This is a genomic window from Rhodococcus olei (assembly GCF_039540555.1).
GTDB classification, from domain to species: domain Bacteria; phylum Actinomycetota; class Actinomycetes; order Mycobacteriales; family Mycobacteriaceae; genus Rhodococcus_G; species Rhodococcus_G olei.
Genome location: NZ_BAABFB010000030.1, coordinates 60,715 through 81,544 on the forward strand (window position 1 = coordinate 60,715; position 20,830 = coordinate 81,544).

The 20,830-nt window shown below is 71.6% G+C and carries 20 protein-coding genes; 16 read left to right on the forward strand and 4 right to left on the reverse strand.

The annotated features are described in order from the left end of the window. The first annotated feature begins 44 nt into the window (after positions 1–44). Positions 45–1,259 (forward strand): glucose-1-phosphate adenylyltransferase, encoded by a 1,215-nt coding sequence (gene glgC, locus ABD951_RS09800; RefSeq protein WP_345344141.1) that lies wholly within the window; start codon positions 45–47, stop codon positions 1,257–1,259. Between the two features lie 22 nt (positions 1,260–1,281). Here the strand turns inward: glgC and ABD951_RS09805 are convergent, their stop codons facing one another. From ABD951_RS09805 to ABD951_RS09815, 3 genes are read right to left on the reverse strand one after another with little or no spacing between them, the layout of a single operon-like run. Continuing rightward, a complete protein-coding gene (locus tag ABD951_RS09805) occupies positions 1,282–2,973 on the reverse strand; it encodes an ABC transporter permease (protein WP_345344143.1) in 1,692 nt (563 codons plus the stop codon). Beyond that, positions 2,970–3,917, reverse strand: a complete 948-nt coding sequence (locus ABD951_RS09810; RefSeq protein ID WP_345344145.1) for an ABC transporter ATP-binding protein — start codon at positions 3,915–3,917, stop codon at positions 2,970–2,972. Before ABD951_RS09810 ends, ABD951_RS09805 begins: the two co-directional genes overlap by 4 nt. Beyond that, positions 3,914–4,627, reverse strand: coding sequence for a TetR/AcrR family transcriptional regulator (locus ABD951_RS09815; protein ID WP_345344147.1), 714 nt, complete (start codon positions 4,625–4,627; stop codon positions 3,914–3,916). The genes ABD951_RS09810 and ABD951_RS09815 overlap by 4 nt, the downstream gene beginning before the upstream one ends. A 284-nt stretch (positions 4,628–4,911) precedes the next feature. Here ABD951_RS09815 and eat point away from each other — a divergent pair, with 284 nt between their 5' ends. From eat to eutC, 3 genes are read left to right on the forward strand one after another with little or no spacing between them, the layout of a single operon-like run. Then, on the forward strand, positions 4,912–6,366 hold the full coding sequence (gene eat, locus ABD951_RS09820; protein ID WP_345344149.1) for an ethanolamine permease: 1,455 nt from the start codon (positions 4,912–4,914) through the stop codon (positions 6,364–6,366). Continuing rightward, positions 6,363–7,775, forward strand: coding sequence for an ethanolamine ammonia-lyase subunit EutB (locus ABD951_RS09825; protein WP_345344151.1), 1,413 nt, complete (start codon positions 6,363–6,365; stop codon positions 7,773–7,775). Before eat ends, ABD951_RS09825 begins: the two co-directional genes overlap by 4 nt. Beyond that, positions 7,772–8,545 carry an ethanolamine ammonia-lyase subunit EutC gene (gene eutC, locus ABD951_RS09830; RefSeq protein WP_345344153.1) on the forward strand — a complete coding sequence of 258 codons (774 nt, stop codon included), beginning with the start codon at positions 7,772–7,774 and terminating at the stop codon, positions 8,543–8,545. The genes ABD951_RS09825 and eutC overlap by 4 nt, the downstream gene beginning before the upstream one ends. 9 nt (positions 8,546–8,554) lie before the next feature. Here the strand turns inward: eutC and ABD951_RS09835 are convergent, their stop codons facing one another. Continuing rightward, complete coding sequence (locus ABD951_RS09835; protein ID WP_345344555.1) at positions 8,555–9,166, reverse strand: O-methyltransferase; 612 nt, start codon at positions 9,164–9,166, stop codon at positions 8,555–8,557. Between the two features lie 300 nt (positions 9,167–9,466). Between ABD951_RS09835 and sigE the strand changes: the two genes are divergently transcribed. From sigE to ABD951_RS09895, 12 genes are all read left to right on the forward strand, one after another. Next, positions 9,467–10,093, forward strand: a complete 627-nt coding sequence (gene sigE / locus ABD951_RS09840; protein WP_345344155.1) for an RNA polymerase sigma factor SigE — start codon at positions 9,467–9,469, stop codon at positions 10,091–10,093. Between the two features lie 17 nt (positions 10,094–10,110). Continuing rightward, entirely contained in the window at positions 10,111–10,476 is a 366-nt protein-coding gene (locus ABD951_RS09845) for an RNA polymerase subunit sigma-70 (RefSeq protein WP_345344557.1), read from the forward strand. A gap of 27 nt (positions 10,477–10,503) precedes the next feature. Further along, entirely contained in the window at positions 10,504–11,970 is a 1,467-nt protein-coding gene (locus tag ABD951_RS09850) for a S1C family serine protease (RefSeq protein ID WP_425569820.1), read from the forward strand. 140 nt (positions 11,971–12,110) lie between these two features. After that, complete coding sequence (tatB, locus tag ABD951_RS09855) at positions 12,111–12,512, forward strand: Sec-independent protein translocase protein TatB (RefSeq protein WP_345344159.1); 402 nt, start codon at positions 12,111–12,113, stop codon at positions 12,510–12,512. 25 nt (positions 12,513–12,537) lie between these two features. Continuing rightward, positions 12,538–13,251 carry a DsbA family oxidoreductase gene (locus ABD951_RS09860; protein ID WP_345344161.1) on the forward strand — a complete coding sequence of 238 codons (714 nt, stop codon included), beginning with the start codon at positions 12,538–12,540 and terminating at the stop codon, positions 13,249–13,251. Positions 13,252–13,286: 35 nt separating this feature from the next. Then, positions 13,287–14,414, forward strand: coding sequence for an XdhC family protein (locus ABD951_RS09865; protein ID WP_345344163.1), 1,128 nt, complete (start codon positions 13,287–13,289; stop codon positions 14,412–14,414). Positions 14,415–14,530: 116 nt separating this feature from the next. Continuing rightward, a complete protein-coding gene (locus tag ABD951_RS09870) occupies positions 14,531–15,397 on the forward strand; it encodes an FAD binding domain-containing protein (RefSeq protein WP_345344165.1) in 867 nt (288 codons plus the stop codon). Between the two features lie 44 nt (positions 15,398–15,441). Next, complete coding sequence (locus ABD951_RS09875) at positions 15,442–16,005, forward strand: (2Fe-2S)-binding protein (protein WP_345344167.1); 564 nt, start codon at positions 15,442–15,444, stop codon at positions 16,003–16,005. Then, positions 16,002–18,416: an aerobic carbon-monoxide dehydrogenase large subunit gene (locus tag ABD951_RS09880; RefSeq protein ID WP_345344169.1), complete on the forward strand. Its 2,415-nt coding sequence runs from the start codon at positions 16,002–16,004 to the stop codon at positions 18,414–18,416. Before ABD951_RS09875 ends, ABD951_RS09880 begins: the two co-directional genes overlap by 4 nt. A gap of 28 nt (positions 18,417–18,444) precedes the next feature. Then, positions 18,445–19,329, forward strand: a complete 885-nt coding sequence (locus ABD951_RS09885) for an XdhC family protein (RefSeq protein WP_345344171.1) — start codon at positions 18,445–18,447, stop codon at positions 19,327–19,329. Then, the gene (locus tag ABD951_RS09890; RefSeq protein ID WP_425569814.1) at positions 19,326–19,910 is read left to right on the forward strand and encodes a nucleotidyltransferase family protein; all 585 of its coding nucleotides are present in this window, start codon (positions 19,326–19,328) and stop codon (positions 19,908–19,910) included. Before ABD951_RS09885 ends, ABD951_RS09890 begins: the two co-directional genes overlap by 4 nt. 3 nt (positions 19,911–19,913) lie before the next feature. Then, positions 19,914–20,804, forward strand: a complete 891-nt coding sequence (locus ABD951_RS09895) for an AAA family ATPase (RefSeq protein WP_345344174.1) — start codon at positions 19,914–19,916, stop codon at positions 20,802–20,804. Positions 20,805–20,830 lie beyond the last annotated feature (26 nt).

The window sequence follows — 20,830 nt, forward strand, 5'->3', positions numbered from 1 at the left end:
CCGCCTCGGTGGCGGGGGTCTCCCACGGCCGATAGGTTGGCAGGGTGAGGAGCCAGCCGCATGTGCTTGGAATCGTGCTCGCCGGCGGTGAGGGGAAGCGTCTGTACCCCCTGACCGCCGACCGGGCCAAGCCCGCCGTCCCGTTCGGCGGCGCCTACCGGCTGATCGACTTCGTGCTCAGCAATCTCGTCAACGCCGGCTACCTCCGGATCTGCGTCCTCACCCAGTACAAGTCGCACTCGCTGGACCGGCACATCTCCCAGACCTGGCGGCTGTCCGGGTTCGCGGGGGAGTACATCACCCCGGTGCCGGCGCAGCAGCGGCTCGGACCCCGCTGGTACACCGGCAGCGCGGACGCGATCCTGCAGTCGCTCAACCTCGTCTACGACGAGGACCCCGAGTACATCGTGGTGTTCGGCGCCGACCACGTGTACCGGATGGACCCGGAGCAGATGGTCCAGCATCACATCGACTCCGGGGCGGGCGTCACCGTCGCGGGGATCCGGGTGCCGCGCAGCGAGGCGTTCGCGTTCGGCTGCATCGACTCCGACGAGTCCGGGAAGATCACCCAGTTCCTGGAGAAGCCGGCGCATCCGCCGGGGACACCGGACGACCCGAACGTCACGTTCGCGTCGATGGGCAACTACGTGTTCACGACCAAGGTGCTCGTCGACGCGATCCGCGCCGACTCGGAGAACTCCGACTCCGACCACGACATGGGCGGCGACATCATCCCGGCCCTGGTCGCCGCCGGCATCGCGCACGTCTACGACTTCAAGGACAACGTGGTCCCCGGGGCCACCGACCGCGACCGCGGATACTGGCGTGACGTCGGCACGATCGACGCGTTCTACGACGCGCACATGGACCTGGTGTCGGTGCACCCGGTGTTCAACCTCTACAACCGGCGCTGGCCGATCCGCGGCGCCGCCGAGAACCTGGCGCCGGCGAAATTCGTGCAGGGCGGGCTCGCGCAGGAGTCGATCGTCGGGTCCGGGTGCATCCTGTCGGCGGCGACGGTCCGCAACTCGGTGCTCAGCTCCAACGTGATGGTCGACGACGGCGCCACCGTCGAGGGCAGCGTGCTGATGCCCGGCGTGCGGATCGGGAAGGGTGCGGTGGTCCGCCGCGCCATCCTCGACAAGAACGTCGTCGTCGGCGAGGGCGAGATCATCGGGGTCGACGTCGACCGGGACCGGCAGCGCTTCGCGGTCAGCAGCGGCGGCGTCGTCACCGTCGGCAAGGGCGTGTGGATCTGAGTCCGGTGGCCCCGCCGACGGCCTAACGCAGGTCGCGGCGCCGGAAGGCGATGAGCCCCACCGCGATCAGCGCGGCGTCGATCAGCAGCATCCAAACGATCGGGACGAACGAGAACTCGGTGCCGGGGACCCGCTGCGCGTGAGTGAACGGCTGGAGATCCAGCACCCATTGGGGGAACCCGGAGATCGATCCGAGCAGGAACAGCGCGACGAACCCCACGAGCACGCCCCAGGCGACCGAGGTGAAGCGTGGCACCAGCCCGAACAGTGCGACAGTCACCGCGGCGAGCATCCAGATCGCCGGAAGCTGTGCCACCGCCGCGGCCATCACACCGGGCAGCTTCCCGCCGATGTCGCCGGCCGCGGCGCCGTAGGTCACGCCGGCCACCAGACCAGCGGCCACCATCGCGACCACCGGACCCGTGATGGCGAGCACCAGATGGCTTGCCGCCCAACGGGTGCGGCCGACCGCTCCGGCCAGGACCGTCTCCGCGTGCTGGGTTTCCTCCTCGCTGTGCATGCGCAGCGCCGACGAGATCGCCAGCGCGGCGGCGCCGACCGCGAGCATCGTGAAGGCGATCGCGATGAACGAGTCCTCCAGTGCCTGGGTCCCGCCCATCCGGCTGACGATCTCGCGCACGGTCTCGTTGTCGCCGATCTCGTCGCCGATCCCGTGCACGACACTGCCGATCAGCAACGCGTACAGGCAGATTCCGATCGTCCAGGCGATCAGGGAGCCGCGCTGCAGCCGCCACGAGAGGCCGAACGGGCCGGCGAGTGCGGGCGCCGCCGCCGGCGAGCCGAGCCGCTCGGCGATCAGCCCGGCGCCGACGTCGCGCCGGCGCAACAGTGCATAGGCCGCCGCGGTGAGCACGGTCGCGGCCGTCAGGTGCAACAGCAGCACCCACCAGCGGTCGCCGGCATACGGACGCACCTGCAGCGACCAGCCCAGTGGCGAGAACCACGACAGTGCACCCGAGCCGGCCCCGCCGGCGGCACCCGAGCCGGCCCCGCCGGCGGCACCCGAGCCGGCGTCGCCGACGGCGCGCAGCGCGAACGCGGCGCCCAGGGCGCCGAAGGCGATCCCACGCGCCGTGCGGGCGCTGGCGCTGAGCTGGGCGGCGACCGCGGCGACCGCCGCGAACACGATGCCCGACGCGGTGAGGGCGAGACCGAACGCCAGCGACCCGGACCGCGGGACGTCGGTGCCGAACAATCCCGCGGTGCCGATCAGCCCGGTCGCGATCGAGGCGCCGAAGGCGACGATCAGCGCGGCCGTCAGTCCCGCGTAGCGCCCGACGACGGTGGAGTCGAGCAGTTCGGCACGGCCCGACTCCTCCTCGACCCGGGTGTGCCGGATCACGGTGAGGATCACCGCGACCGCGATCAGGGTGTGGAAGATCCCGGCTTTCCAGATACCGACCGCCCCGAGGCTGTCGTTGTAGATCACGCCGTACATCGCCCGCTGGGCGGGGCTGCCCATGATCGTGGCCGCGAACGCGGCGCGCTGCGCCTCGTCGGGGTAGATGCTCGCGATGGAGCCCACGTACACCGTGGACAGCGGGACCGAGAGCAGCAGTACCCACAACGGCAGCACGATCCGGTCGCGGCGCAGGTACAACCGCAGCAGCCCGAGCGTCCCGGTGAAGTCCGACGTCGCCGCGCGGGGGGTGCCGGCGCCGCGCCGCCCGCCGGTGAGGGTCGCCGTGCTCATGCCGACACCTTCTCCCCGGTGGGTTCGGGTCCGTCGATCTCGCCCTCGGCTCGCTCGGGTCCGTCGATTTCGTAGTGGCGCAGGAACAGTTCCTCGAGGGTCGGCGGCTTGCTGACCAGGCTGCGCACCCCGGTGTCGCCGAGGATGCGGATCAGCTCGCCCAGGTGCTCGCTGTCCACCTGGCAGTGCAGGGTGTGGTCCTCGACGGTGAGGTCCGACAGGCCCGCGATGTGGCTCAGATCCCCTGGGTCGCCGAGCAACTCGGCGCTGATCGAGGTGCGGCTGAGGTGCCGCATGTCGGCCAGGGTGCCGCTCTCGACGGTCTTGCCGGCCCGGATGATGGTCACCTTCTGGCACAGCGCCTCGACCTCGGAGAGGATGTGGCTGGACAGCAGGACGGTGACGCCGCGGGTGGACGCCTCGGTCACGCACTCACGGAAGACCTGCTCCATCAACGGGTCCAGGCCCGAGGTCGGCTCGTCGAGCAGCAGCAGCCGGGCGTTCGACGACAGTGCCGACACCAGCGACACCTTCTGCCGGTTGCCCTTCGAGTAGGTGCGGGCCTTCTTGCGTGGATCGAGGTCGAAGCGGTCGATCAGTTCGGCGCGCCGCTTCTCGTCGATGCCGCCGCGCATGCGGGCGAGCAGGTCGATGGTCTCACCGCCGGACAGCGAGGGCCACAGCGTGACGTCCCCTGGGACGTAGGCGATGTCACGGTGCAGGGCGACGGAGTCCGTCCACGGGTCGCGGCCGAGCAGCCGGGCGTGCCCGGACGTCGCCTGCAGGATCCCGAGCAGGACGCGGATGGTGGTCGACTTGCCCGCGCCGTTCGGGCCGAGGAACCCGTGGATCTCACCCGGTCCGACCGTGAGGTTCAGGCCGTCGAGCGCGCGGGTGCGTCCGAAGTGCTTGTGCAGGTCGTGAACTTCGATGATTCCAGTCATCGATTCTCCCGGTGGTCCGAGTAGTGGTGGGTGGTGTCGCCTTCGGTCCCGGCGCGCTGGTCGACGACCGCGTCCAGGAAGGTGGAGTCGGTGAACAGCCCCTCGGTGTAGAGCTCGAGGGCGGGCAGCATGATCCCGTCGGTGAGCTCGCGGATCGCGCGACCCCAGTCGACGGGGCCGCCCCGCTCACCCCGCATCTGCAGGAAGAGCAGCGTGCTGCCCAGCGACTGCATCGCGAGATAGCGGGCGCGGGCGGCCGGGTCCCGGCTCGGTCGCAGGGTTCCGGCGGCCACACCGTCCGAGAGGTACTGCTCGGTGGTGACGACGATGTGTTCGAACAGGTGCTGTGCCAGCTCGCCGCCGGCCTGGTAGCTGCGGACGAGGTAGGCGACCAGCGGTGCGTACTCCTCGACGTCCGCGAGCTGCTGCAGCAGTCCCGTTGCGCTCGGTCGGGTCAGCGCCTCGGTCTTGGCCGCCCGGATCAGCGCGAGCACGTGCTCGTCGCACGCCTCGCGCAGTCCGTCCTTGGATCCGAAGTGGTGGTTGACCAGGCCGGGGGAGACCCCGGCGGCCGCCGCAACGGCGCGGACCCCGGTGCCGAAGCCCTGTTCGCCGAACACGGTGATCGCCGCGTCCCGGACCCGGGCCCGCGTGGTCAGGTCGCGATCCCGGGCGCCGCTGTCGGTGTGCCCCTCCAACGCTGAACGCATGTTCAATAGATTAAACAGGCGTTCAATCGAGTGGCAAGGGTTCGCGCGTCAAGAAGTCGTCAATTGCGCCCCGGCCCGCCCGTCGCATGCGGTCGGCGCGCACGCAACGTAGTTGCAACGCCGCGCTCACTAGTGTCCTGAATCACACCGGGTCGCAGCCCGGTGCGCAGCTCACACACCACGACGTTCGTGCCCCGGCCGGATCGGTCCGCCGCGGCGCGCACACATCGCAGCCGGCGTTCGGGCGGGCGCACTCGCCCGAACGGATCGACGTAGGGGACACCATGTCGCTCGTAGAACCATCGCAGAACCCCGGAACCGCCGAACACCACGACGGGGCCGACTTCCATGACGAGGACAAGGCGTACCTCGAGAAACGAACGCTGCGGAAGGGGTCCGCGGGCTGGGTGCTGCTCGCCGGACTCGGCGTCAGCTACGTCATCTCCGGCGACTACGCCGGGTGGAACAACGGCCTGGCCGAGGGTGGTTTCGGTGGCCTGCTGATCGCGGCGATCGTCATCGCAGGGATGTATCTGGCCATGGTCCTCGGCATGGCCGAGCTGTCGTCCGCGCTCCCCGCGGCGGGCGGCGGCTACACGTTCGCGCGGCGCGCGCTCGGTCCGTGGGGTGGATTCGCCACCGGCACAGCCATTCTCATCGAGTACTCGATCGCTCCCGCGGCCATCGCGACGTTCATCGGCGGCTACGTCGAGTCGCTGAACCTGTTCGGGATCACCGACGGATGGTGGGTGTACCTCGCGGTCTACGCGCTGTTCATCGGCATCCACCTGACCGGGGCCGGTGAGGCCCTGAAGGCGATGCTCGTGATCACCGGCATCGCGCTGGTCGGACTCGTCGTCTTCGCGGTGTCCGCGGTCGGACTCTTCGACACCGCGCACCTCACCGACATCGCGCCGACCGACGCGGTCGGCGCGTCGGGCTTCCTGCCGTTCGGGCTGTTCGGCATCTGGGCCGCGGTTCCGTTCGCGATCTGGTTCTTCCTCGCCGTCGAGGGTGTCCCGCTGGCCGCCGAGGAGGCCCGCGAACCGGAGAAGAACGTTCCCCGCGGCATCATCACCAGCATGCTGGTGCTGCTGGTCACCGGCGCGACCGTGCTGTTCCTGGCCACCGGTGCACTCGGCGCCGACGCGCTGTCGACCTCCGGCAATCCGCTGGTCGAGGCACTCGGCGACGGCACGGCCGCGAAGGTCGTCAACTACATCGGCCTCGCCGGGCTGGTCGCGAGCTTCTTCTCGATCATGTACGCCTACTCCCGTCAGACGTTCGCGCTGTCCCGGGCCGGCTACCTGCCGAAGAACCTGTCCGTCACCAACTCGCGAAAGGCGCCCACCCTCGCGCTGATCGTGCCCGGCGTGATCGGCTTCGTCCTCTCGCTCACCGGCGAGGGCGCGATGCTGCTGAACATGGCGGTGTTCGGGGCGGCGGTCAGCTACGTGCTGATGATGGTCAGCCACATCGTCCTGCGTCGCCGCGAACCCGGCATGCGCCGGCCCTACCGGACGCCCGGCGGGATCGTGACCACCTCGTTCGCGCTCGTGATCGCGGCCGCCGCGGTCGTCGCGACCTTCCTCGTCGATCCCGTCGCCGCACTGTGGACCCTGCTCGCCTTCGCCGGGTTCCTGGCCTACTTCGGCGTCTACAGTCGACACCATCTGGTCGCGAATTCGCCGGACGAAGAGTTCGCCGCGCTCGCTCGAGCGGAGGAAGAGCTGGAATGACCACCTACACGCATCACGTGGCGGGCGTCGGCTACACGTTCGACGGACTCGTCGACCTCCTGGCGAAGGCCACCCCGCTCCGCAGCGGCGACGAACTGGCCGGGTGCGCGGCCGCCTCCGACGCCGAACGTGCCGCCGCACAGTGGGCGCTCGCCGAGGTCCCGCTCACCACCTTCCTGAACGAGCTGGTCGTCCCGTACGAGGACGACGAGGTGACCCGGCTGATCATCGACACACACGACCGCGTCGCGTTCCAGGAGATCTCGCACCTGACGGTCGGCGGCTTCCGGGACTGGCTGCTCGAGGTGGCCGCGGGCGACCGGGCGGCCGAGACGTTCAGGCGGGTCGCGCCCGGCCTGACGCCCGAAATGGTCGCGGCGGTCAGCAAGATCATGCGCAACCAGGACCTCATCGCGGTCGCCCGCGCCACGGTCGTCACCTCGGCGTTCCGGACCACCCTCGGGGTGCCGGGCCGCCTCGGCACCCGACTGCAACCCAACCACCCCACCGACGACCCCCGCGGTATCGCGGCGGCGACCCTCGACGGGCTCCTGCTCGGCTGCGGAGACGCCGTCATCGGCATCAATCCGGCGACCGACTCGCCGCACGCCACCGCGGACCTGCTGCACCTGCTCGACGAGATCCGGCAGCGGTACGAGATCCCGGCCCAGTCGTGCGTGCTCTCGCACGTGACCACGACGATGGGGCTGATCGAGGAGGGTGTGCCCGTCGACCTGGTCTTCCAGTCGATCGCCGGGACGGAGGGCGCGAACGCGAGCTTCGGTGTCACCGTCCCGCTGCTGCGGGAGGCCAACGCGGCCGGACGGTCGCTGCGCCGCGGCACCGTCGGCGACAACGTCATGTACCTCGAGACCGGGCAGGGGTCGGCGCTCAGCGCGGGCGCGCACCTCGGCACCGGTGGGCGACCCGTCGACCAGCAGACCCTCGAGACGAGGGCCTACGCCGTCGCCCGCGACCTCGAGCCGCTGCTGGTCAACACCGTCGTCGGGTTCATCGGGCCCGAATACCTCTACGACGGCAAACAGATCATCCGGGCCGGGCTCGAGGATCACTTCTGCGGGAAGCTGTTGGGACTGCCGATGGGCGTCGACGTCTGCTACACCAACCACGCCGAGGCCGACCAGGACGACATGGACACCCTCCTGACGCTGCTCGGCGTCGCCGGGACGGCGTTCGTCATCGCCGTCCCGGGCGCCGACGACGTGATGCTGGGCTACCAGAGCCTGTCGTTCCACGACGCGCTCTACGCCCGGCAGGTGCTGGGGCTGCGGCCCGCGCCCGAGTTCGAGGAGTGGCTGCGCCGGCTCGGCCTGCTCGACGACGCGGGTCGGGTGCTCCCGGTCGATGCGGCCACCTCGCCGCTGCGTGCGCTGGCGGCCGCGACATGACCGCGCACGAGCCCGCGCCGCGGGGATTCTGGGACGAACTGCGCGCCACCACCCAGGCCCGCATCGGTCTCGGCCGGGCCGGGGACGCCCTGCCGACCGATCGGGTGCTCGAGTTCCGATCCGCGCACGCCGCCGCCCGGGACGCGGTCCACCAGCCGCTGGACACGGACACCCTGGTCGGCCGCGTCGAGGCGGTCGGGCTCGGCCGGCCCGTCGTCGTCACCAGCCGGGTCTCCGACCGCGGCGAGTACCTGCGCAGGCCGGATCTCGGCAGGCTGCCGCGGGACCTGTCCGAGGTCGTGCCGTCGGGGGCCGACATCGGGTTCGTGCTCGCCGACGGACTGTCGCCGCGGGCGGTCGCCGACCACGGCGGCGCGCTCCTCGCGGCGCTGGTCGCCGAGTTCGACGGGCGGTACACCCTCGCGCCGCCGGTGATCGCGACCCAGGCGCGGGTCGCGCTCGGCGACCACATCGGCGAGGCGATGGGGATCGGAACCCTGGTCCTGCTGATCGGCGAGCGGCCCGGGCTGTCCGTCGCGGACAGCGTCGGGATCTACCTCACCCACCGGCCGCGACCCGGGCGCACGGACGCCGACCGGAACTGCGTGTCGAACATCCACCCGCCGGAGGGGCTGGGCTACCGGCACGCCGCGCGGGTGGTGTCGGGCCTGGTCACCGGGGCCCGGCAGCTCGGCCGGTCGGGCGTCGACCTCAAGGACACCTCCCGGGCGGACGCGCTGTCCGCGCCGGCGCAGATCCTCGAGCTCTGACCGCGGCCGTCAGGTCCGGGACGCGCAGAGCAGTCCGTCGCCGACCGGCAACAGCACCTTCGTCAGCCGGTCGTCCTCGGCGATGGCCCTCGCGGCGGCACGCACCGCGAGGGTCGTCGCGTCCCGGGAGGCGGGGTCGGCGACGCGGCCGCCGAGCAGGGCGTTGTGGAACACGATCACACCGCCCTGCCGCAGCAGGCGCACACCCTGCTCGACGTAGTGCGGGTGGTCGGCCGGTGTGGTGTCGACGAACACCAGGTCGTAGGCGCTGTCCGCGAGCCGCGGCAGCACGTCGAGGCCCCACCCGTTGATCAGCCGGGTGCGGCCGGGTGCGATCGCCGCGGACCGGAACGCGTCCTTCGCGGCCCGCTGGTGCTCGGGCTCCGGGTCGATCGTGGTGAGCACGCCGTCGGGGCGCATGCCGTCGAGCAGCCACAGGCCGCTCACACCGGCGCCGGTGCCGATCTCGACGACCGTCCGGGCCCCCAGCATCTGCGCGAACAGGCTGAGCAGCGCTCCGACCGACGGCGGCACCGGGTCGGCACCGAGGTCTTCGGCCCGCTCACGTGCGGAAACGAGGATGTCGTCCTCCAGGACGGACTCCTCGGTGTGGGCCAGCATCTGGTCACCGTTCGTGTGCACGACAACGAGGTTATCGCCGTCGCGACCCGGGCGTGTCCAGGCGCGCACGCTCGTCCTGCGTGGGCTCGATCGCAATGCCGACATTCTCAGGTGTCACTCAGGTTGCTCACACGTCGCACACACGCGCGTCGGTGAGGGTGATTGCCACGAGATCAGCAGACCGCATCGGAAGCGACCGCGTCGGGAACAATCCGGACAACCCGGGAGTTCTTCCAGTACGCAGCGCGACGCCCGCGCACCCGCTTCCAGCTGTCCCGAGCAGGAGGTTCCCCCATCTCGATGGTCAACGCCCCGTCCGATACCGACACCGCGGTCGCCGAGTCGGCCCCGAGCGGCACCGCCGCGTTCGACGCCAGCGGAGACCAGTCCACCATGCCGTCGTGGGACGAGCTCGTCCGCGAGCACGGCGACCGTGTCTACCGGCTGGCCTACCGCCTGTCGGGCAACGCGCAGGATGCCGAGGACCTCACCCAGGACACCTTCATCCGGGTGTTCCGCTCCCTGTCGAACTACCAGGCCGGCACCTTCGAGGGCTGGCTGCACCGCATCACGACCAACCTGTTCCTGGACATGGTCCGGCGCCGCAACCGGATCAAGATGGAGGCACTGCCCGAGGACTACGAGCGGGTCCCCGCGCAGGGACCCAGCCCGGAGCAGGCGTACCACGACGCCCGCCTCGACCCCGATCTGCAGGCGGCGCTGGACGCCCTCGCGCCGGAGTTCCGCGCCGCGGTCGTACTGTGTGACGTCGAAGGTCTGTCGTACGAGGAGATCGGTGCCACACTGGGCGTCAAGCTCGGGACCGTGCGCAGCCGCATCCACCGCGGTCGCCAGGCGCTGCGGGATCACCTGGCCGCCACGCAGGCAGCCAGGGAGTTCGCCGCAGGGAAGTCGACGGTCGCATGAGTGTGCAGGAGGAGCGGATGACGCAGGCCCCCAAGCCGCGCCGGTTCGGTTCGACCGAGCATCTGGCCAGTGAGGCGGTGGCCGCGTACGTCGACGGCGAACTGCAGATGAACGCCTACCTGCGGGCCGCGCAGCACCTGTCGCTGTGCCCGGAGTGCGCGGCCGCCGTCGACGCCCAGCAGCACGCCCGCGGCGCGTTGCGGCAGTCCGGCGAGATCAGCATGCCGAGCTCCCTGTTCGGCGTCCTCAGCCGCATCCCCACCTGCACACCCGACGGCGACGACACCGCGGCGTCCGCGGACCTCGATGCGGGCTGGCGTCGCTCCCGGCTCGGGTCCCGGGCCGCCGGGTATTCGCTGACGAGCTGGCGCCGCCGCCGGTGACACACCCGCCACGCGTCGTCGGTGATACTGGGATCCGTGACTGACGCCAACGAGGGGGACGCGTCCCCACCGCGCCTGACGCCGCGTCCGCTGTACCGGCCTGCCGTCGCCGCGGCCGACGCTGCCGCGTTCTCGCGCCCCGACGGTGTCACCGGCTCGTCCGCACCCACCGGCACCGCAGTCGAACCCGAACTCACCGTGCGGCCACCGGATCCGGTGTTGGCCGAGGCGTTCGGTCGCCCCGACGGGGAGTCGGACCCCCTGCAGCGCGGGCCCGCGGGCACCGCCGCCGGCGACACCGGCGCGGCCGCCCCGGCCGACCCGTGGCGCGACCCCGACGCCCCCGCGCACCTCGGTGACCCGGCCACCCCGACTCCGGCCCCGGCACCCCTGCCGCCGGGCCGCAAGCTCGGCGTGCGCGAGGTGCTGTTCGGGGACCGGGTCGCACCCCGGGCCCTCGCGACCCTCGCCGCGATCGCCCTGGTGATCGGGCTCCTCGGAGGTGCCGTCGGCCGGTTGACGGCCGAGAGCGTGAGCGCGTTGACCAGTCAGAAGGTCGAGCTGACCCAGTCCGGTCGCGGCGACCGCGAGGCCGGGCAGGTCGCGAAGGTGGCCGAGGCGGTGCTCCCGTCCGTCGTGTCGATCCAGGTCGCCCTCGGGGAGCAGTCCGGCACCGGGTCCGGGGTCGTGATCGACGGCTCCGGCTACATCGTGACCAACAATCACGTGATCTCGATGGCCGCGGTGGACCCCGACAACGCGACCCTGCGGGTCGTGTTCTCGGACGGCACCCGGGTGCCCGCCCGGATCGTCGGGCGCGACACCAAGACCGACCTGGCCGTGCTCAAGGTCGACGTCGGCAACCTCACCGTCGCGCAACTCGGCGAGTCCGCCGACGTGCAGGTCGGGGACGACGTCGTCGCGGTCGGCTCCCCGCTCGGCCTGAGCAAGACCGTCACCAGCGGTATCGTCAGCGCGCTGCACCGTCCGGTGCGGCTCGGCGGCGAGGGCACCGACACCGACGCGGTGATCGACGCCGTGCAGACGGACGCCGCGATCAACCCCGGCAACTCCGGCGGCCCCCTCGTCGACGACGAGGGCCGCGTCATCGGGATCAACTCGGCGATCCGCAGCGAGAGCGGCGGCTCGGTCGGTCTCGGGTTCGCGATCGGTGTCGACGACGTGACGCGGGTCGCGCAGGAACTGATCCGGACCGGGTCGATGCACCATTCCGAGATCGGCGTCAACGCCCGCACCGTCACGAACGAGCAGACCACCGGCGCCCAGGTCGCGAACGTGAAGTCGGGCAGTCCCGCGCAGCAGGCCGGGATCGTCGAGGGCGACGTCATCGTCAAGGTCGCCGATCGCGAGGTCGGCAGCGCCGACGAACTCGTCGTCGCGGTGCACGGCACCGAGGTGGGGCAGCCGGTCCCGGTCGCGCTGATCCGGTCGGGCCGCCAGGTCGAGGTGCAGGTCACCCCGGTCTCGGACTGACGACCGGGGGCGCCGCGTGGCCGGCACCGCGAGAGCGAGTATCCGGGTGGAGCGTCGGCGAACCTGCGAATCTGCTGTCGGATCGACCCAATTTCGCCCTGGTGGCGGCGCGGTCGCGTCCCGGCACGTAGGCTGGTCGCGTGTTTGGCAACATCGGCTGGGGCGAGTTCATGATTCTGCTCGTCGCTGCGCTCGTGATCCTGGGGCCGGAGCGTCTGCCCGGTGCCGTCACCTGGGTGACGAAGGCCCTGCGTCAGGTGCGCGAATACGCCGGGGGAGCGACCCAGCAGCTCAAGGACGAGCTCGGTCCCGAGTTCGAGGATCTGCGCAAGCCGCTGTCCGACCTGAACGAGCTCCGGGGCATGACGCCGCGCGCGGCGATCACCAAGCACCTCCTCGACGGCGACGACTCGATCTTCACCGGGAACTTCGACGACCGGAAGCCGTCCTCGGGGCCCGCGTCCGGCGGTGCCGCGGGGCGGCCGGCGTCCTCGCCGCTCGCCGACGGCGAGAAGCCCCCGATCGACTTCGACGCGACATAGGGCGCGGGGGCGTACCGTCCGAGGTGTGACCACCCGCGACGAGGCGGGGTTCGACTCCGTCGACTTCCACTTCGATCCGATGTGCCCGTTCGCCTACCAGACCTCCCGGTGGATTCGTGAGGTGCGCGATCTCACCGGGCTGACCGTGAACTGGCGGTTCTTCAGCCTCGAGGAGATCAACCGCGCCGAGGGCGGCAAGCATCCGTGGGATCGGGAGTGGTCCTACGGCTGGTCGCTGATGCGGATCGGGGCGACGCTGCGCCGCATCGACATGGCCCTGCTCGACACCTGGTACGAGCGCATCGGCCGTGGCCTGCACGTGGCGGCGGAGAAGCCGCACGAGCCGGACACCGCCCGCCGGATGCTCGCCGAGATCGGCGTCGACCCGGGAGTGCTCGACGAGTCGCTGGCGGACGGGACCACCCACGACGACGTGCGGGCCGACCACCTGCGGGTCGTCGAGGCCGGGGGCTTCGGCGTGCCGACACTGTTCTTCCCCGACGGCCAGGCCCTGTTCGGGCCGGTCCTGGTGCGACCGCCGACCGGAGTGGCCGCGGTGCGGCTGTGGGAGGTCGTCACCGGCATGCTCGAGTTCCCGAACGTGTACGAGATCCAGCGACCGAAGGGTGCCGAGGACTCACAGCTGATCCTCGAGACCCTGCGGCCGTATCTGGACGCGCGGGACTGGGTGAGCGTCGACCGCGGTCGGGTCGTCGACCTGCCGGGGCCGGTGCGATGAGGCACCGGCCCGCCGGCGGCGGAGCGTGATGTCCCGTGCGTGACGTCCTCGGCGAGCTGATGGCGGTCTGGCGTGCCGGCGGCACCGCGGGCGTCGGCACGGTGGTGCAGACCTTCCGATCGGCCCCCCGCCCACCCGGCGCGTCGATGGTGGTCGCGCCCGACGGGACGGTGGCCGGATCGGTCTCGGGTGGCTGCGTGGAGGGGGCGGTGTACGAGCTCGCCCGGGAGGTCGTCGAGTCGGGCCGGCCGGCGCTCGAGCGGTACGGGGTGAGCGACGACGACGCCTTCGCGGTCGGGCTGACCTGCGGGGGCATCCTCGACGTCTGGGTCGAGGCGATCTCGCGCCGCAGCTTTCCCGAACTCGCCGACGTGGCCGCGGACATCGAGGGCGAGCGCCCGGTCGCGGTGGCGACGGTGATCGACCACCCCGAGCCGGCGGTGGTCGGCCGCCGCGTCATCGTGCGACCGGACGCGGTCAGCGGATCGGTCGGGTCGGCGCGCGCCGACGCCGCCGTCGTCGACGACGCCCGCGGCCTGCTCGCCGCGGGCCGGACCGGGGTGCTCACCTACGGCCCCGACGGGCAGCGGCGCGGTGAGGGGATGCGGGTGTTCGTCGGCAGCCACGCGCCGAGCCCCCGCATGCTGGTGTTCGGCGCGATCGACTTCGCGGCCGCCGTGGCGCACGTGGGTGCCTTCCTCGGCTACCGCGTCACCGTGTGCGACGCCCGACCGGTGTTCGCCACCCACACCCGCTTCCCGACCGCGCACGAGGTGGTCGTGGACTGGCCGCACCGCTACCTGCAGGCGCAGATCGACGCGGGGGCGATCGACCCGCGCACGGTGATCTGTGTGCTCACCCACGACCCCAAGTTCGACGTCCCGCTGCTCGCGCTGGCGCTGCGACTGCCGGACGTCGCCTACATCGGGGCGATGGGCTCGCGCCGCACCCACCTCGACCGGCTGCGGCGACTGCGGGAGGCCGGGGTCACCGAGGCCGAGCTGGCGCGGTTGTCCAGCCCGACCGGACTCGACATCGGTGCCCGCACCCCCGAGGAGACCGCGGTGTCGATCGCCGCCGAGATCATCGAGCTGCGCTGGGGTGGCGGCGGCGAACGGCTGTCCGCGACCCGGGGCCGAATCCACCACGATCCGAACGCCTGATCGGCGGCGCGTTCGCGCAGGTACCGGCGCCCGTTCGCGCCCGTCGCGGGGGTGTTGACACGCCTGGTGGACCGGTCGAGTCTGGACCTGTCCCCATGCGATGCGAGGTGGATCCCATGCAGGTCCCTGCCCCCTGTGAATACGAACGGGCGACGAGCGTCGAGCACGCCGTCGAACTGCTCGACCGGTTGGGGAGCCAGGCCACGTTGCTGGCCGGCGGCCACAGCCTGATCCCGATGATGAAGCTTCGGCTGGCGAACCCGGGGTGCCTCATCGACATCAATCCGCTGCACGACGAGCTGGGCCACATCGCGGTGGAGCCCGCCGGGGTGCGGATCGGTGCGATGGTGCGGCACCGGGAGCTGCTCGAGTCCGCGGAGCTGGCCGCGCTGTGGCCGATCTTCCGCGACGCCGAGCGGGTGATCGCCGACCCGCTCGTGCGCAACCGCGGCACGATCGGCGGATCGCTGTGTCAGGCGGATCCCGCCGAGGACCTGACGACGGTGTGCCGGGTGCTCGACGCGACCTGCGTGCTGCGGGGACCCGGCGGCGTGCGCACGGTCGGCATCGACGAGTTCCACGTCGGGCCCTACGAGACCGCCGCCGCGGACAACGAGATCCTCACCGAGATCCGGATCCCGTTCCGCGACCACGGATCCAACGCCTACGCGAAAGTGGAGCGGCGCGTGGGGGATTGGGCGATCGTGGCGGCGGGGTGCGCGCTGTGGCTGGACGGTGCGGTCGTCGCCGAGGCCCGGATCGGGCTCACCGCGGTGAACGCGGATCCGGCGGGACTCGGGCAGGCGCGCGAGTTCCTGGTCGGCCGCACGTGCACCGAGGACGTCGCCCGGCAGACGGGCGAGCTGGTCGCCGGTCACTGTGACCCGGTCTCCGACATGCGCGGGAGCGCGGAGTACAAGCGGCACCTGGCCGCGGAACTCACTCGTCGCACACTGCTGACGGCGGCGGCACGGGTGCACTAGCGAGGCGTGCCCTCGGGCGGCGCCGGGCAGGGAAGGACGACGACATGCAGGTGACGATGACCATCAACGGCGAGCGCGTGACGGCGGAGATCGAACCGCGACTGCTGCTGGTGCACTTCCTGCGAGACCAGTTGGGGCTGACCGGAACCCACTGGGGCTGCGACACCAGCAACTGTGGCACCTGCGCGGTGCTGGTCGACGGCGAGCCGGTCAAGTCGTGCACGATGCTGGCGGCGATGGCCGCCGGCCACGAGGTGCGCACGGTCGAGGGCCTCGAGCGGGACGGCACGCTCGACCCGGTCCAGCAGGGCTTCATGGAGTGCCACGGCCTGCAGTGCGGGTTCTGCACCCCCGGCATGATGATGACCGCTCGCGCCCTGCTCGACCGCGATCCGGATCCGGACGAGCAGACGATCCGTGAGGCGATCTCCGGGCAGATCTGCCGCTGCACCGGGTACACCACGATCGTCCGCGCGGTGCAGTGGGCCGCGGCCCACGAGGAGGGTGCCGAGCGCGAACCCGAGCCGCGGAGCCGGACCGGCCCGACCGCGGCCGAAACATCGACCACGCAACCGCGGGTCACCGAACCCGTGGGAGGGACGACATGACCACCGTCGAACGCCCGCCGACCGGACCCGCCGCCGGCGAGGACAACGAACACGTCGACAACAACCAGAAGCCGATCGGGTACGGGCGGATGCTCCGCAAGGAGGATCCCCGCTTCATCCGGGGCCGTGGACACTACGTCGACGACATTCGGCTGCCGGGCATGCTGCACCTGGCGATCCTGCGATCGCCGGTCGCGCACGCGCGCATCGTGCGCGTGGACACCGCCGCGGCACAAGAGCATCCGCGGGTGAAGGCGGTCGTCACCGGAGCCGACCTGGCCGAGAAGGGGCTGGCCTGGATGCCGACCCTGTCCAACGACGTGCAGGCGGTGCTGGCGACCGACAAGGTGCGCTTCCAGGGTCAGGAGGTGGCCTGTGTCATCGCCGAGGACCGGTACTCCGCGCGCGACGCGCTCGAGTTGATCGACGTCGAGTACGACCTCCTCGACCCGGTGATCGACGCCCGGACCGCGCTCGCCGAGGGCGCACCGGTGATCCGGACCGACCTCGAGGGAAAGGCCGACAACCACGTGTTCGACTGGGAGGCGGGCGATCCGCGGGCGACCGAGGAGGCGTTCGCGCGGGCGGACGTCGTCGCCACCCAGGAGATCGTCTACCCGCGGGTGCACCCCGCGCCGATGGAGACCTGCGGCGCGGTGGCGGACTACGACCCGGTCGAGGGCAAGCTGACGCTCTGGTCGACCTCGCAGGCGCCGCACGCGCACCGCACCCTCTACGCACTGGTGGCGGGGCTGCCCGAACACAAGATCCGGGTCGTGTCCCCGGACATCGGCGGCGGATTCGGCAACAAGGTGCCGATCTACCCCGGGTACGTGTGCGCGATCGTCGGCTCGCTGGTGACCGGCAAGCCGGTCAAGTGGATGGAGGACCGCAGCGAGAACCTGATGAGCACCGGGTTCGCGCGGGACTACATCATGCAGGGCGAGATCGCCGCCACCCGGGAGGGCAAGATCCTCGCGATCCGGACCAACGTGCTCGCCGACCACGGCGCGTTCAACGGCACCGCGGCGCCGGTGAAGTACCCGGCCGGCTTCTTCGGTGTGTTCACCGGGAGCTACGACCTCGACGCCGCCTACTGCAAGATGACCGCCGTCTACACGAACAAGGCGCCGGGCGGGGTCGCGTACGCGTGCTCGTTCCGGATCACCGAGGCCGTGTACCTCGTCGAGCGACTGGTCGACTGCCTCGCCTACGACCTCGGGGTGGATCCCGCCGAGTTGCGGCTGAAGAACCTGCTGCGGCCCGACCAGTTCCCGTACACGTCGAAGACCGGCTGGGTGTACGACTCCGGCGACTACGAGACCACCATGCGCAAGGCGATGGACATGATCGGGTACGCGGACCTGCGCCGCGAGCAGGCCGAGCGGCGCGAGCGCGGTGAGCTGATGGGCATCGGGATGTCCTTCTTCACCGAAGCGGTCGGCGCCGGCCCGCGCAAGAACATGGACATCCTCGGGCTGGGCATGGCCGACGGCTGCGAGCTGCGCGTGCACCCGACCGGCAAGGCCGTGGTCCGGTTGTCGGTGCAGACCCAGGGGCAGGGGCACGAGACGACGTTCGCGCAGATCGTCGCCGAGGAACTCGGCATCCCGCCCGACGACATCGAGGTGCTGCACGGCGACACCGACAACACCCCGTTCGGGCTCGGCACCTACGGCAGCCGGTCGACACCGGTGTCCGGTGCCGCCGCCGCGCTGGTCGCGCGGAAGGTGCGCGACAAGGCGAAGATCATCGCCTCCGGGATGCTCGAGGTCTCGGTGGCGGACCTCGAATGGGAGAAGGGGTCGTTCCACGTCAAGGGCGATCCGGCGGCGGCGGTGACGATCCAGGACATCGCGATGCGGTCGTACGGCGCGGGCGACCTGCCGGAGGGCGTCGAGGGCGGGCTCGAGGCGCAGATCTGTTACAACCCCGACAATCTCACGTATCCGTACGGGTCGTACTTCTGCGTCGTCGACGTCGACCCGGGCACCGGTGTGGTGAAGGTCCGCAGGTTCCTCGCGGTCGACGACTGCGGCACCCGGATCAACCCGATGATCATCGAGGGGCAGGTGCACGGCGGGCTCACGGACGGGATCGGCATGGCGCTGATGGAGATCATGGCGTTCGACGAGGACGGGAACTGCCTCGGCAGCTCGTTCATGGACTACCTGATCCCGACCGCGGTCGAGGTGCCGCACTTCGAGACCGGACACACGGTGACGCCGTCGCCGCACCACCCGATCGGCGCGAAGGGCGTCGGCGAGTCGGCGACCGTGGGGTCCCCGCCCGCCGTCGTCAACGCCGTCGTCGACGCGTTGAAGCCGTTCGGCGTCCGGCACGCCGACATGCCGCTGACGCCGTCCCGGGTGTGGGAGGCGATGCAGGGCAGGGCACGACCGCCGATCTAGGCCACGGCGCGGGGCAGAAGGACGCGGCATGCAGACGAGCGCACGGATCGCCGAGCTGATCGACCACCGGCAGCCGTTCGTGCACGCGACCGTGGTCCGGGCCCAGCCGCCGACGTCCGCGCACCCGGGCGACGAGGCGATCGTGCTGCCCGACGGCACGATCGAGGGCTTCGTCGGGGGACAGTGCGCGGAGAGTTCGGTGCGCACCGCCGCCCTGGACGTGCTGCGCGCCGAGGAGGGCGTGTTGCTGCGGGTGCTGCCCCCGGACGCCCCGCGGTTCCCCGACGCCCCCGGCGCGCGGGTGGTGGTCAACCCGTGCCTGTCGGGCGGCGCGCTGGAGATCTTCCTGGAACCGCGGCTGCCCGCCCCGCGGTTGTACCTGGTCGGCGCCAATCCGACCGCCGACGCGGTCGCCGACCTGGCGCGGATGCTGGGGTTCGCGGTCGAGCGGGTCGAGGAGGGCGGCCGGGTCGAGGGCGCGGTCGCGGCCGTCGTCGCCGGTCTCGGCAGTGGCGAGGCCGAGGGCGTCCGGGCCGCGCTCGACGCGGGGGTCGGCTACGTCGGACTGGTGGCCAGCCGGGTGCGCGGGGCGGGGGTGCTCGAGCAGCTCGGGCTCGACGACGCGGAGCTGGCCCGGGTGCACACCCCGGCCGGGCTGCCCATCGGCGCGCGCACCGCGGCCGAGATCGCGGTCGCGATCCTCGCGGAGCTGGTGCGGGCCATCCGGATCGACCGCCTCGGCCGGTGGGATCCGGCGGCGGGCGACGTGCTCGCGGACACGGCGACCGATCCGGTGTGCGGCATGTCGGTGACGGTCGGTCCGGACACTCCGCGGGTCGACCGCGACGGCGCGACGCACTGGTTCTGCAGCGCCGGGTGCCGTGACCGGTTCGAGAGCGAGTGGTCCCCGTGACCGTGACCGGCATCGTCCTCGCGGCCGGGGGCTCGACGCGCCTCGGACGACCCAAGCAGCTGCTGGAGTACCGCGGCTCCCCGATGCTCGACGCCGTGCTGCGGGTCGCGCGCGGGTGCGACTTCGACCGGGTCGTGGTCGCGCTCGGCGGCGCGGCCGCCGAGGTCGAGGCCGCCGTCGACCTGACCGGGGTCCGGGTCGTGCACAACCCGGACTTCGGTTCCGGATGCGCGTCGACGATCGCGCGCGCGTTGGACGCGGCCGACCCGCGTGCGGAGGGCGTCGTGCTGATGCTCGGTGACCAGCCCGGGGTCGAGCCGGCGACCGTCGCGGCGCTGGTGCGTGCGGCGCGGCCGGACGTCGGTGCGGTGTGCCGCTATCGGGACGGCCGTGGACACCCGCTCTGGTTCGGCCGGGAGATCTTCGCCGACCTGCGGACGCTGCACGGCGACAAGGGGGTGTGGCGGTTGCTCGAATCGGGCCGGATTCCGGTCGTGGAGGTCCCGATCGAGGCCGAGGTGCCACTGGACGTGGACACCTGGGAGGACTATCGGGCGCTGCGGGCGCGGGACCCCGGGTGAGCCATGGTCCGGCACGGGTTCGTCGATCTCGCCGACGTCGTCCGGCGCTTCGACGCGCAGGACTACCTGCTCGACGAGGGCACGGCGTCGGCCGTCCACCTGGCCGTAGCGCTCGGCCGGCCACTACTGCTCGAGGGCGAACCCGGGGTGGGCAAGACGACCGCCGCGAAGGCGCTGGCGGCCGCTCTCGGCACCACGCTGATCCGGCTCCAGTGCTACGAGGGCCTCGGCGCCGCCGAGGCGCTGTACGACTGGAACTACCAGCGCCAGCTGTTGGCGGTCCGGATGGCCGAATCGCGGGCGGACCGGCTCGACGAGTCGGATCTGTTCACCGAGGAGTTCCTGCTGCCCCGCCCGATCCTGCGGTGCGTGCGGCACCGCGGCCCGGCGGCCCCGGTGCTGCTGGTCGACGAGATCGACCGCGCCGACGACGAATTCGAGGCACTGCTGCTCGAGTTCCTGGGCGAGTCGTCGGTGACGGTGCCGGAACTGGGGACCTTCACCGCCGAGACCCCGCCGGTCGTCGTTCTCACCTCGAACCGCAGCCGGGACCTGCACGACGCGCTGCGCCGCCGCTGCCTCTACCACTGGATCGACTACCCGAAACCCGAACGGGCGGTGGCGATCCTGCGGCGGATCGTCCCCGAGGCGAACGCCGCCCTGATCGATCAGGTCACCGAGTTCGTCGGTGCCGCCCGCGAACTCGACCTCGACAAGCCGCCGGGCCTGGCCGAGTCCATCGACTGGGTGGCGGCGCTGGCGGCTCTCGGCGCGACCGAACTCGGGCGTGCCGACGCGGTCGCGAGCCTCGGCGCGATCGCCAAGACCCCGGACGACCGCGACGCGGTCCTCGCGCTGCTCGACGACGGCAATCGGGTCGGGCCGGTGCCCTGACACCGGGAGGATGAGAGGTCGCAGAC

What these genes read in the sequence shown, in the direction of transcription:
- ABD951_RS09805 (WP_345344143.1), bottom strand. Translation starts at nt 2,973, where the DNA reads ATGAGCACGGCGACCCTCACCGGCGGGCGGCGCGGCGCCGGCACCCCC.
- ABD951_RS09810 (WP_345344145.1), bottom strand. Translation starts at nt 3,917, where the DNA reads ATGACTGGAATCATCGAAGTTCACGACCTGCACAAGCACTTCGGACGC.
- ABD951_RS09815 (WP_345344147.1), bottom strand. Translation starts at nt 4,627, where the DNA reads ATGCGTTCAGCGTTGGAGGGGCACACCGACAGCGGCGCCCGGGATCGC.
- eat (WP_345344149.1), top strand. Translation starts at nt 4,912, where the DNA reads ATGTCGCTCGTAGAACCATCGCAGAACCCCGGAACCGCCGAACACCAC.
- ABD951_RS09825 (WP_345344151.1), top strand. Translation starts at nt 6,363, where the DNA reads ATGACCACCTACACGCATCACGTGGCGGGCGTCGGCTACACGTTCGAC.
- eutC (WP_345344153.1), top strand. Translation starts at nt 7,772, where the DNA reads ATGACCGCGCACGAGCCCGCGCCGCGGGGATTCTGGGACGAACTGCGC.
- ABD951_RS09835 (WP_345344555.1), bottom strand. Translation starts at nt 9,166, where the DNA reads ATGCTGGCCCACACCGAGGAGTCCGTCCTGGAGGACGACATCCTCGTT.
- sigE (WP_345344155.1), top strand. Translation starts at nt 9,467, where the DNA reads ATGGTCAACGCCCCGTCCGATACCGACACCGCGGTCGCCGAGTCGGCC.
- ABD951_RS09845 (WP_345344557.1), top strand. Translation starts at nt 10,111, where the DNA reads ATGACGCAGGCCCCCAAGCCGCGCCGGTTCGGTTCGACCGAGCATCTG.
- ABD951_RS09870 (WP_345344165.1), top strand. Translation starts at nt 14,531, where the DNA reads ATGCAGGTCCCTGCCCCCTGTGAATACGAACGGGCGACGAGCGTCGAG.
- ABD951_RS09875 (WP_345344167.1), top strand. Translation starts at nt 15,442, where the DNA reads ATGCAGGTGACGATGACCATCAACGGCGAGCGCGTGACGGCGGAGATC.
- ABD951_RS09880 (WP_345344169.1), top strand. Translation starts at nt 16,002, where the DNA reads ATGACCACCGTCGAACGCCCGCCGACCGGACCCGCCGCCGGCGAGGAC.
- ABD951_RS09885 (WP_345344171.1), top strand. Translation starts at nt 18,445, where the DNA reads ATGCAGACGAGCGCACGGATCGCCGAGCTGATCGACCACCGGCAGCCG.
- ABD951_RS09895 (WP_345344174.1), top strand. Translation starts at nt 19,914, where the DNA reads ATGGTCCGGCACGGGTTCGTCGATCTCGCCGACGTCGTCCGGCGCTTC.